Origin of the sequence: Sphingomonas sp. 66-10, from assembly GCF_001897045.1 — a bacterium.
GTDB lineage: Bacteria > Pseudomonadota > Alphaproteobacteria > Sphingomonadales > Sphingomonadaceae > Sphingomonas > Sphingomonas lycopersici.
In genome coordinates this window covers 99,730-111,241 of record NZ_MKRR01000097.1, presented here as the reverse complement: position 1 = coordinate 111,241, position 11,512 = coordinate 99,730, and the positions used below count along the sequence as shown (strand labels likewise).

Genomic DNA, 11,512 nt, shown 5'->3' with positions numbered 1-11,512 from the left:
GCAGACCGCCGGCGGTTCCTTCATCATCGCCGCCGATCGCAAGGCGACGGTGGCGGTGCGCCGCTTCCGTCGGCCGCCGCCCGTAGCGTCGCTCACAATCAAGCCGGTCGAGCCGGTCGATATCGTCGTCACCGGGTCGCGGATCGATACGCCCGGCTTCGAGGGGCCGAACCCGACCGCGCATATCGCCGGATCGGATTTCGCGATCGGCGCGCGCGCCAATGTCGCCGCGATCCTCAACGATCTCCCGCAATTCCGCGGGACGATTTCGCCCCAGACATCGGGCACTAATACGAGCGCGGGCATGGCCCCCGTCGATCTTCGCGGGCTGGGGATCAACCGCACGCTCGTCCTGCTCGACGGGCGGCGCTTCTCGAGCGACAATGATCTCAACACCGTGCCGACGGTGCTGGTCAAATCGGTCGATATCGTGACGGGCGGCGCATCCGCGGCCTGGGGTTCGGGCGCGGTGAGCGGGGTGGTCAACATCGTGCTCGACGAAGGACTCAAAGGGGGGAGGCTCGGCGCGCAGACCGGGATTTCCTCACGCGGCGATGCGGCGGAGCGTCGGTTCGAAGGCGCGTTCGGCGCCGATTTCGCCGGCGGCCGCGGCCATATAACGATCGGCGGCGAATATCTCGACAATGACGGCGGCATCCCCAAGACGTCGCGCGCGAACGTCGGGCGCTGGGCGAGCGTCGCCGTCGGGCCGGGCAGGTTCATGCTGGTGCCCGACGTGGGGATCGCCAATGCCGCGCGCGGGGGCCTGATCACCACCGGGGTGCTGGCCGGCAAGGTGTTCAATCGCGACGGCTCGTTGCGCGACTTTCGCTACGGCACGGTGGTCGGCAGCCAGATGATCGGCGGGGAGGGGCCGTCGAACGACGACATGGCGCCGCTCGTGACGCCGCAGCGGCGATATAGCGCGCTCGGCCGCGTTAGCTTCCTGGCCAGCGACAGCGTAAAGGTCACCGCCGAGCTGCGCCGGTCGCGGATGTGGAACAATTATATCTGGTTCGGCGACAACAACCGCGGAAACATCTTCATTTCGCGAGACAATGCCTTCCTGCCGGACGCGGTGCGCGCGGATTTGCTCGCGGCCGGCGAAACCGGCTTCATGATGGGCCGGTTCAATGCCGATTTCCCGTTCCCGCGCATCGATTTCGAGCGCGTCACGACGCAGGGGACGCTCGCGCTCGACGGCACGATCGGGCGAGACTGGCGCTGGAGCGGCTATTACAGCCACGGCGAATATCGCAACGATCTCGACGCGCCCGGCTTCGTCATCGGCGCGAACTTCAATCAGGCGGTCGACGCTGTGCGCGATCCCGCGACGGGCCAAGCGGTGTGCCGCATCAAGCTCGCGGACCCGTCGAGCCCCTGCATCCCGCTCAACCTGTTCGGCGAAGGCGCACCGTCGGCGCAGGCGCTCCGCTTCGTCCTGGGGACGCCGCGTCAGCGCTCGACGACGCGGCTCGACATCGGCGGCGTGAGCTTGCGCGGGGAGCCGGTGACGCTCTGGGCGGGCGCGGTCTCGGTTGCCATGGGGCTGGAGGCGCGCCGCGAAACGGTCCGGCAGACGGTCGGCGATTTCGATCTCGCGCGCGCGTTCCGCACCTTCAACTTCACCCCGATGAACGGCGGTTTCTCCGTCAAGGAAGCCTTTGGCGAGATCCTCGTGCCGCTGCTTCGCGATCGCCCGATGTTCGACAAGCTCGAGGTGAATGCGGCGGCGCGGCTGTCGAGCTACGATACCACCGGCGCGATCTGGTCGTGGAAGCTCGGCGTGACGAATGAGGTCTTTCCGGGTTTCGAGGTGCGGCTCGCGCGGTCGCGGGACATTCGTTCGGCGAACTTGTCCGAACTCTTCACTCAGTCGACGATCGGCTACAATACCGTCATCGATCCGGTGAAGAACGTCAGCATCTATGCCCTCACCAATAACAACGGAAATCCGGATCTGCGCCCGGAAACCGCAACCAGCTTCACCGCCGGATTCGTTTATTCGCCGCATCGATTGCGCGGATTTCGTCTTTCGCTCGACTATTACAAGATCCGTATCGATCATGTAATCACCACGATCTCCGCGCAGGATCTGGTCGTCCGCTGTTACAACGGAAATCAGGCGCTGTGCGGGCGTGTCGAGCGCGATGCGGACGGCAATATCGTCCGCATCACGACCGCTTATGTGAACCTGTCGGAATATCGCATGGACGGGATCGACGCCGATCTTTCGCAGACCTTCCCGCTCCGCGTCGCCGCTGGGCCGCCGGGGACGATCACGTTGCGGCTCCGCGCGAGCTGGGTTGATAGTCTGAGGGTCAACGACGGCGTGAGCACGATCGAATATGCCGGATCGCAGGGCGATTCCTTCAGCCTCGGGGTCCCGAAGTGGCGGCTCAACGCAAGTGCCGAATACGCTAGCGATCTATTCGGCGCGCAATTGCGGATGCGCTATATCTCGCCGGGAAACTTCAACTCGACGGTCAATCTGGTCAATAACCACATCGCGCCTTATTCGTATGTCGATCTCCTCGCGCGCGCCAAAATCGCGTCGGACGGAAGGGACAAGATCGAGATTTACGCCAATGTGTCGAACCTGTTCGACAAGCAGCCGCCTAACGGATCGCTTTATTCGCCCTTCTACGACGTGATCGGGCGCTATTTCTCGCTGGGCGCGAAGATCGCATTTTAAGCGGCAATCGTCGCGTATGTCGGGTGGTGCCCGCTCCAGATGAGCAGGCACCACCTATTGGTCAGCTCGCTGCCGGCTCTGCCGCTGGCTTTGCCGCCGGTTTGGGTGCGCTAGGCTTGCGCGGCTTCTTGGCGGGCGCCGCCGCGCCGTCAGCCTTGGGTGCGGCCGCCGGCTTCGCTGAGGCTGCCGGCTTTGCTGCTGCCGCCGGCTTCGCAGCGGTTGCCGGTTTTGCGGCCGCTGCCGGTTTCGGGGCGGCCGCCGGCTTCGGGACGCTGCTTTTGGCGGCGCGCTTGGGCTTCGCGGGCTTGGCGGGCGCTGCCGCCGCAGGTGACGCTTTGGCGGTTGCCGCCGCCGGGGCGGTGGTCGCCTTCTTCGGCGCGGCGGCCTTCGGCTTTGCCGTCTTGGCGGCGGCCGGCGCGGCTACTTTCGCGCTCGCCGGGGCTTTCGCAGCGGCGGGCTTCTTGGCCGGCGCAGGGCGCGCCGCAGCGGGAGCCGCTGTCGTCTTCGCGTCAGGCGCCGCCGCCGGAGCAGTCGGCTTGCGGCCGAGCCCGAGGCGCTTTGCGACTTCGCGGCGTTCTTCCGAATAACCGGGGGCGACCATCGGATAGGTCTTGGGAAGCTTGTAGCGCTCGCGATATTCCGCCGGCGTCAGCCCGTGCGAGCCGAGATGGCGCTTCAGGCTGCGGTACGGCTTGCCGTCGATCAGGCTGAGGATGTGATCGCGCGACGCGAGGCTCTTGCGCACCGTCACCGCCGGTTCGAATTCCGGCGCGGCGGGCGTGGCTGGCTCGCTCGCCCCGCCCAGCGCCGTCCGCGTCGCCGCGATCAGTTTCGCGAGGTCCTCGTTCGGGACTGAGTTGTTCGAGACATAGGCGCTCAGCAACTGTACCGTCAGCTGCGTGAGATCGGGCTGCTCATTCTCTGCCATCTGGGACTCCGTATCGAGAAAAGGCCGGATTAGCGGGCATGCGATACTTGGATTACTTTTCGACTAAGAAAAACCCCCTTTTTTTGTAAATTCGGGCGGTTTTGAATGTCGGATCGAACGTTGATCGGCATGTCGGGCTAATCGGGATCTTGGCATTCCCGTCGCAACCACTCCCGGAAAAGTGCGAAGGCTTTGATCCGTTTGCTACTTTCCGGAAAGGCGAGCCAATAACTGCGCTCCTCGATCAGCGGCGCATCAAACGGGATAATCAGTTCCCCGGCAGTCAATTCCGGGGTGATGAGAAAGCTGGGCAACAGCGCCGCGCCCCCGCCGGCTTTCACGGATTGCGCGAGCATCAGGAAATGACTGGCATTGGGAAGATTTTCGATTTCCGGCCCGGGCAGACCGAACATCGCGAACCAGCGCGCCCAGGCATCTCTGCGCTGCGACTGCACGAGCAGCGGAACGTGAAGAAAGTCTTCCGGCGAAGAGATTGGGTGGCGTTCGAGCAATGCCGGTGCGACGACCGGTACCACAAGTTCGCTGAACAGCAGGTCATGTTCGGCGTCCGGCCAGTCGGCGCCGCCGACATGGATCGCGCCGTGGAAGGCTTCGCGCGTAAAATCGAAGATATCGGTACGCGCCGACAGATTGACGACTAGATCGGGATGCGCCTGAGTCAATCGTGGCAGCCGCGGCGCGAGCCAGCGCATCCCGAAACTCGGCAATACCGCGAGTTCGATCATATGTTCGGGCTCGGGGTCCATCAGCCTGCCGGTCGCGCGGCGTATTCCGGCCAGCGCCGGGCCGATATCTTCGAGGAACGCATGGCCGGTCTCGTTCAGCGCCACCCGCCGCCCGGTGCGGGCGAAGAGCGCGGCGCCGAGCCATTGTTCGAGATTGGAGATGTGCCGGCTGACCGCGCTTTGCGTCAGATGCAGGCTTTCCGCCGCGCGCGAGAAAGACCCGAGCCGCGCCGCCGCCTCGAAACAATGCAGCATCGCCATCGGTGGCAATCGGCGGCGGTCGTCATATCTCATGCGTGATACTCATATGCATATGCGCATAACAGGACTGTTTATCCCCCGTAAGGTGGGAAATCATGTCAAATCCGCATGAGAGAGAAATGATGGGCGAGATATTGCGATCGACCTGCCCCGCGACGGGCGAGATTCTGTGGGAAGGTGCGGTCGACGATGCCGCGGCCGTCACCCGCGCGCTCGCCGCCGCGCGGCGCGCATTCGATGATTGGTGCGAGACCGATCTCGACGCGCGGATTGCAATCGTCCGGGCTTATGCCGACCGGTTGAAAGCGACCGCGGAAGAACTCGCAGTGACGATCGCGCGCGAAACTGGCAAGCCCCTGTGGGAGGGGCGGCAGGAAGTCGCGTCGATGATCGGCAAGGTCGAGATTTCGATCGCTGCACAGGCCGAGCGCGCGGGATCGCGCACCAATGCGCAGCCGTTCGGCCATGCGGTGCTACGGCATCGGCCACACGGGGTGATGGCGGTGCTCGGCCCGTATAATTTCCCGGGGCATCTGCCCAACGGGCATATCGTCCCGGCGCTACTCGCGGGGAATGCGATCGTCTTCAAGCCGTCCGAGGAAACCCCGGCGACCGGCGCGCTGATGGCGCGGCTGTTTCGCGAGGCGGGGGTGCCTGATGCGGTGCTGTCAGTCGTTCAGGGCGGGCGCGACACCGGCGCGGCGCTGATCGCGGGCGATATCGACGGGCTGTTGTTCACCGGCTCGGCGGCGACCGGCACGATCCTGCGCCGCGCGATGCTCGATCGCCCGCATGTGATCCTCGCGCTCGAACTGGGCGGCAACAACCCGCTGATCGCGTGGGACGGCGATCCGGCGGCGGTGGCGTCGGTGGTCGCGCAATCTGCGTTTATCACCGCGGGGCAGCGCTGCTCATGCGCGCGGCGGCTGATCGTGCCGGAAGGCGCAATCGGTGAAGCTTTCGTCGAGGCGGTCGTCGCGCTTGCCGGGCGGATGCGGATCGGGCCGTGGGATATGACACCCGAACCGACCTTCGGCCCACTGATCTCGGCCGCCGCCGCTGACCGCGCGCGCGCCGCGGTGGCGGGACTGGTCGACGCGGGCGCGCGGCCAGTCCTGGCGACGCGCGATCTGCCGGCATATTCGCCCGCCTTCATGACGCCGGTGATCCTCGACGTGACCGGGATCGACGTGCCCGATCAGGAGATTTTCGCGCCCGTCCTCCAGGTCCGGCGGGTGGCGGATTTCGACGGGGCGATCCGCGCCGCCAACGATACCGCTTTCGGCCTCGCGGCGGGGCTCGTCTCCGAGGATGAGGCGCACTGGACGCGCTATCTCAGCCGCGCGCGCGCCGGGGTCGTCAACTGGAACCGGCCGACCACCGGGGCGAGCGGCGCGATGCCGTTCGGCGGGGTCGGCGCGTCGGGCAATCACCGCCCGAGCGCATATTATGCCGCCGATTATTGCGCCTATCCCGTCGCGAGCTTCGAGGCCGGGCGGCTCGCCGACCTGACCGCGGATATCAAGGGCATCGCCGATGCGTGAGATCAATTTCGACGGGCTGGTCGGCCCGAGCCATAATTATGCCGGGCTGTCGCTCGGCAATATCGCGTCGGCGAAGAATGCGGGGGGCGTTTCGGCGCCGCGCGCGGCCGCACTACAAGGGCTCGCCAAGATGCGCCGGATGCTCGCGCTGGGGCTGCCGCAGGGGGTGTTCCTGCCGCATGCCCGGCCGGACATCGGCTGGCTACGCGCGCTCGGCTTCGCCGGCGACGACACTGCGGTGTGCCGCTCGGCCTGGGCACAGGAACCTGCGCTGTTGCGCAACGCGATGTCCGCCTCGGCGATGTGGACCGCCAACGCCGCCACCGTCTCGCCCGCGCCCGATACACGTGACGGGCGGTGCCATTTGAGCGTCGCCAATCTGTCGACGATGCTCCACCGCAGCATCGAGCACGATCAGACGTTGCGGCAATTGCGGCTGGCGTTCGCCAATCCGCGCTATTTCGCGGTTCACCCCGCGCTGCCGGTGGGGCTGGGCGACGAAGGCGCGGCCAATTTCATGCGCATCGGCCGGTCGCATGCCGATCGCAGCCTCGAAATGTTCGTTTACGGCGAGCGCTCGTCGGGGCCATTTCCGGCGCGGCAGCATCGTGCCGCCAGCGCCGCGGTGGGGCGCCGGCACGGGCTGGCGGAGGGCGACATCGCGCTCGTCCGGCAAAGCGATGTCGCGATCGCCGCCGGTGCGTTCCACAATGATGTCGTCGCGGTGGCGAACGAAAATGTGCTGTTCACCCACGAACACGCCTTCGCCGATCGCGATACGGTCTATCGCGATCTGCTGGCAAGAGTGCCGGGTGCGGTGATCATCGAAGCCCCGGCCGGGCGAGTTAGCCTCGATGCGGCGATCCGCTCCTATCTGTTCAACTCGCAGCTCGTGACGCTCGCTGCGGGCGGAATGGCGCTGATCCTCCCGCTCGAAGCGCACGAGACCCCCGAGGTCTGGGCGTGGCTCGAAGAGGTCAGGGCGGCTGACAATCCGATCGCCCAGCTCGAAGTGGTCGACGTCCGTGAATCGATGCGCAACGGCGGCGGGCCCGCCTGCCTTCGCCTGCGCGTCGCGGTCGATGCCGAGGCGGAGGCGGCGATCGACCCGCGGTTCCTGCTCGATGAGCGCCGCTGCGACCTGATCGAGGCGATGGTCGCGCGCCACTGGCCCGAGCGGATCGCGCCGGACGATCTGGGCGAGGCTGATCTCTGGCATCAATGCCAGACGGCGCGCGCGGCATTATTGTCCGCGCTCGGTTTTCAGGCGGGCGAGCTGTGACCGCGCCGGCGTGGTTCGATCGCAGCGCGGACCTGCCGTTCGTGCGCCCGGTGCGCGCCGACGATCTCGACGCCTTGCTCGCGCTTGCCGCGCTGACCGGGGGCGGGATGACCAATCTGCCCCCCGATCGCGAAACCCTCGCCGAAAAGATCGCGTGGAGCGAGGCTTCGCTCGCGGCCGATATCGCGACGCCGGCGAACGAATTCTACCTCCTCGTGCTTCAATCGGGGGACGGCCGCGTGCTCGGCACCGCGAGTTTGTTTTCGCGGCTCGGCGCGAAATGGCCGTTCTACAGCTACAAGGTCAGCCGGGTGACGCATGTGTCGCGCGATCTCGACCGTAGTTTCTCGACCGAGATCCTCCATCTCGTCAACGATTTCGACGGCGCGTCCGAGGTCGGCGGGCTGTTCCTCCACCCCGATGCGCGCGCCGGCGGGCTCGGCGCGTTGCTCGCGCGCAGCCGCTATATGTTCATCGCCCAGCATCGCCGGCGCTTCGGCGATGCCGTCATCGCCGATCTGCGCGGCTGGGTCGAAGACGGGTCGAGCCCGTTCTGGGAGGCGGTGGCGGGGCCATTCTTCGGCAGCGGCTTCCTCGAGGCGGATCTGCACAATGCGATGCACGGCAACCAGTTCATCGCCGATCTGATGCCGCGCTATCCGATCTACACCAGCATGCTGCCCGCGGCGGCGCGCGCGGCGATCGGACGGCCGCACGACAATTCGGTGCCGGCGCTGAAGCTGCTCCAGGCGGAGGGCTTCGTCTACGAGGGTTATTGCGACATTTTCGACGCCGGCCCGACGGTTCAGGCGCGCACCGACCAGATCCGCACCGTCCGGCAATCGCGCCCGGTCGAGGCGGCGCTGCCGACGCTGGTGAGCGACGATGCGCAACCGCTCGTGGCGCAGGGGCGGGGGCGTGCGTTTCGCGTGTGGCAGGTTGCTGGCGGAGAGGGGCGGTAGGCTTAACTCCCGCCGGCACGTCGAATTTCTTTCGAGCGGATTGTGTTGAGTGCTTCGTCACCCCGGCCTTGAGCCGGGGTCCATCGTGCCTCAGGTTCCGCGACCAGAGCCTTTTGCTCCGCGCTTGCCTCCCGATGGACCCCGGCTCAAGGCCGGGGTGACGGGTGTGCGCGCGGCAGGACCGTGTCCGCCTTACGCCACGACCGGATTGAACCGTGCCGGCGAAACCAGATGCCCGCGCAACGTCCGCAGGCCGCGCGCGAGCCCCTCGCGATCCGCCGCGCCGCCGAGCGAAACCCGGATCGCATCGTCAGGCGCATCGTCGACCGCGAAGCGGCCGGCGGGAATGATCTGCAGATCGTGCCCGCGCATCGCCTCGGCCAGTTCGCGTCCGGTCGCGCCGTTGGCGATCCCGATCCAGAGATGATAGCCGTCCGGGTGCGCGGCATAAGCGATATCGCCCAGCGCCTCGCCGGCGACCGTGCGCCGGGCACGCACCTCGTCGCGCATCTCGGCGACAAGCGTCTGGAGCGCGCCTTGCCTGATCCAGCTACTGACCAATGCGGCGTTGATCGGGGGCGGCATGATCGTCGTCTCATGAACGTCGACCGCCAGCCGAAGCGCCGCCTCGACCGTCGGCGCGCGGACGAACGCCACCCGCAACGCCGGGGAAATGACCTTCGACGTGCTCGCGACATACCAGGAATTGGCCGCGGCGAACGCGGTCAGCGTCGGCAGCCGATCGCCCGCCAGCAGCCCATAGGCATCGTCTTCGATGATCTGCAGCCCGGCGGCGACCGCGGTCTCGGCCAGCGCCTCGCGTGCCGCGGCGGTCAACGTATGCGCGGTCGGATTGTCGTTGGTCGGGACGAGATAGAGCGCGCGGATCGATTCGCCGCGCAAGGCCTCTTTCAGCGCCGCCGCGCTCATCTCGGGCAACGCGACGAGCCGCAGCCCGAGCCGCGCGGCCAGCGCCTTGAGCCCCGAATAGACGTAACGGCCACAGGCGATCGCATCGCCTCGTTCGAGCGTGGATGCGAGGATCGCGTGGAGCGCATTTTGGCCGCCGGCGGTGAGCACCGTTTGCTCCGCCACCGTCGCGGTGCAGATCTGCGCGATTAGCTCCGCCCCGGCGATGCGGTCCTGCAACGCGCCGCCGGGCGGCTGATATTGCAGTCGCGCGCCCGAGCTGTGCCGCAGCAGCGCGGTGGTGCCGTCGGCGATGGCCTTGCCGATCGCGCCCTCGCGCAGATCGGGGGGCATGTTCATCCCGGTATCAACCTGCGGCAATTGCGCGAAGCTGGTGTCGCCGGGTTCGCGGACGAAGCTGCCCAGCCGCCCCTTCGCCTCGATCAGCCCGCGCTGCCGCGCGACGTCATAGGCCTTGGTCACCGTCGTCAGATCGACCTTGAGCCTGCTCGCCAGCTCGCGTTGCGGGGGCAGGCGGTCGCCGCCGCGCAGCCTCCCCGTCGCGACCGCGGTCTCGATCGCATCGGCGATCGCCTGATATTTGGCGCCCGCGCCGTCGATCAGGGCCGGCAACCAAAGCTCAGTCGTCAAAGTCGCTTTTCCCCGCTTCATAGTCGCGGCCGTGAAGCTGCGCCCACAGCCGGCCCGTCCCGGCTTCCTGAGCCCTGTTCACATATTGCGAGGCAACCAGCCAGCCCTTGATCGGGCGCAGCGGCAGCGCGCAGCCCGCCAGCATCAGCGGCACCGAGGTAACGAGATGCACCCAATAAGGCGGATCGAACGCCACCTGCAGCCATACGACGAAGAAGATCAGCGGGAAGGCGACGATGCACAGCGAGAAAAACGCCGGGCCGTCGTCGGGCGCGGCGAAGCGATAATCGAGGCCGCACACCTCGCATTTGTCGCTGACCTTGAGCCAGGCCTTGAACATATGGCCCTTGCCGCAGCGCGGGCAGAGCCCTTCCCAGCCGCTCTTGAGGATCCACCTGAACTTGTCGCCGCCAATTTCTTCGGTCATTGCTCGCTCCTGAGCCATACAATGATCCATACATAAGACATGCAAAGCGGTTGCGCTAGGGGTGATCGACGTTCGGCGGAAATTCGCGACAAATGGTCGCACGTCTCCGTCACCCCGGCCTTGAGCCCGGGCCATTGCGCCGGCAGCGCGGCGGCCAGAGCATCGTGCGGATAGAGGAAAACCGTTCGCCCTGAGCTTGTCGAAGGGCGTCCTACCGCCCGAGAGTTCGGGCCGCCCTTCGACAAGCCCAGGGCGAACGGTGGTGGGTGATCCAGATTTAACAGCCGGTGGGGTGGAGCCGCTCGCGCCGCGCCCGCTGCCGATCAGGCGATGATCAGCTCCACGCCCGCCTGTTCGATCATCCGCGCGTGGACATCGCTGATCCCGGCATCGGTGACGACCACATCGAGTTCGTCGAGCCCGCACACCACCGATCCCGAGGGCGCGGCGAATTTCGAGCTGTCGACCAGCAGCGCGACCCATTCGGCGCGGTCGATCATCTGGCGTTCGGCGGCGGCGAGCACGACATCGGCCTGCATCACCCCCTGCGCGCCGACGAACGCCGCGCCCATGAACAGCCGCGGGGCATAAACGCGTGGCATGCATTCCTCGCCGCCGATGCCGAGGATGATATTCTGCTCGCGAAACACCGATCCGCCGGGCACCGCGATCCGCGTCCCCGGCTGGGGCAGCAAGGCGCTGACCACGTGGAGCGAATTGGTCAGCACTTGGAGATGCAGATCGGCGAGATGGTTGCACATCTGCAGCGTGGTCGATCCGCCGTCGATGATGATCGATTCACCCGGCTTGCACAGCGTCGCGGCGGCGCGGCCGATCGCTTCCTTCTGCGCGCGGTTGCGATCGATATTCTCGTGGAACGGCACCCCGGCGAGCGACTGGACGTCACCGCGCTCGCCCGTCGCCTCGTCCTCGACCAGCCGCGCCCCGCCGCGCACGCGCTGGATCACGCCCTTCGCCTCGAGCCGGTCGAGATCGCGGCGCAGCGTCGCCGGCGAGGCGGGGATCGACGCCTCCAGGCTCTTGAACGACACGAAGCCGGTCTTCCCGATCAGATTGAGGATCAGGCTATCACGTTCTTCGACATGC

General features: G+C 66.7%; 9 protein-coding genes. 4 read left to right on the top strand and 5 right to left on the bottom strand.

Annotation, left to right across the window (positions count from 1 at the left end; translation table 11 throughout):
• Window positions 1–2,695, top strand: a 2,695-nt coding sequence (locus tag BGN95_RS08610; RefSeq protein WP_286772388.1) for a TonB-dependent receptor domain-containing protein, incomplete at its 5' end; no start/stop codon positions are given.
• A 61-nt stretch (window positions 2,696–2,756) separates the two neighbouring features.
• On the opposite strand, the gene BGN95_RS08605 is transcribed toward BGN95_RS08610, so the two are convergent.
• Both BGN95_RS08605 and BGN95_RS08600 read right to left on the bottom strand, forming a co-directional pair.
• Window positions 2,757–3,623: a Ros/MucR family transcriptional regulator gene (locus tag BGN95_RS08605; protein WP_286772387.1), complete on the bottom strand. Its 867-nt coding sequence runs from the start codon at window positions 3,621–3,623 to the stop codon at window positions 2,757–2,759.
• 137 nt (window positions 3,624–3,760) lie between these two features.
• Window positions 3,761–4,624: a LysR substrate-binding domain-containing protein gene (locus BGN95_RS08600; protein WP_286772403.1), complete on the bottom strand. Its 864-nt coding sequence runs from the start codon at window positions 4,622–4,624 to the stop codon at window positions 3,761–3,763.
• Between the two features lie 128 nt (window positions 4,625–4,752).
• Between BGN95_RS08600 and astD the strand changes: the two genes are divergently transcribed.
• From astD to BGN95_RS08585, 3 genes are read left to right on the top strand one after another with little or no spacing between them, the layout of a single operon-like run.
• Window positions 4,753–6,174 carry a succinylglutamate-semialdehyde dehydrogenase gene (gene astD, locus BGN95_RS08595; protein ID WP_286772386.1) on the top strand — a complete coding sequence of 474 codons (1,422 nt, stop codon included), beginning with the start codon at window positions 4,753–4,755 and terminating at the stop codon, window positions 6,172–6,174.
• The gene (locus BGN95_RS08590) at window positions 6,167–7,456 is read left to right on the top strand and encodes an N-succinylarginine dihydrolase (RefSeq protein ID WP_286772385.1); all 1,290 of its coding nucleotides are present in this window, start codon (window positions 6,167–6,169) and stop codon (window positions 7,454–7,456) included. Before astD ends, BGN95_RS08590 begins: the two co-directional genes overlap by 8 nt.
• Window positions 7,453–8,418, top strand: coding sequence for an arginine N-succinyltransferase (locus BGN95_RS08585; protein WP_286772384.1), 966 nt, complete (start codon window positions 7,453–7,455; stop codon window positions 8,416–8,418). Before BGN95_RS08590 ends, BGN95_RS08585 begins: the two co-directional genes overlap by 4 nt.
• A 192-nt stretch (window positions 8,419–8,610) precedes the next feature.
• Here the strand turns inward: BGN95_RS08585 and BGN95_RS08580 are convergent, their stop codons facing one another.
• From BGN95_RS08580 to BGN95_RS08570, 3 genes are all read right to left on the bottom strand, one after another.
• The gene (locus BGN95_RS08580) at window positions 8,611–9,978 is read right to left on the bottom strand and encodes an aminotransferase-like domain-containing protein (RefSeq protein ID WP_286772383.1); all 1,368 of its coding nucleotides are present in this window, start codon (window positions 9,976–9,978) and stop codon (window positions 8,611–8,613) included.
• Window positions 9,968–10,405, bottom strand: coding sequence for a DUF983 domain-containing protein (locus BGN95_RS08575; protein WP_179513865.1), 438 nt, complete (start codon window positions 10,403–10,405; stop codon window positions 9,968–9,970). The genes BGN95_RS08580 and BGN95_RS08575 overlap by 11 nt, the downstream gene beginning before the upstream one ends.
• A gap of 323 nt (window positions 10,406–10,728) precedes the next feature.
• On the bottom strand, window positions 10,729–11,512 hold a 784-nt coding region (locus tag BGN95_RS08570), incomplete at its 5' end, for a DeoR/GlpR family DNA-binding transcription regulator (RefSeq protein ID WP_286772382.1).

Coding starts and splice junctions, on each gene's coding strand:
- BGN95_RS08605 (WP_286772387.1), bottom strand. CDS start 3,623: ATGGCAGAGAATGAGCAGCCCGATCTCACGCAGCTGACGGTACAGTTG.
- BGN95_RS08600 (WP_286772403.1), bottom strand. CDS start 4,624: ATGCTGCATTGTTTCGAGGCGGCGGCGCGGCTCGGGTCTTTCTCGCGC.
- astD (WP_286772386.1), top strand. CDS start 4,753: ATGGGCGAGATATTGCGATCGACCTGCCCCGCGACGGGCGAGATTCTG.
- BGN95_RS08590 (WP_286772385.1), top strand. CDS start 6,167: ATGCGTGAGATCAATTTCGACGGGCTGGTCGGCCCGAGCCATAATTAT.
- BGN95_RS08575 (WP_179513865.1), bottom strand. CDS start 10,405: ATGACCGAAGAAATTGGCGGCGACAAGTTCAGGTGGATCCTCAAGAGC.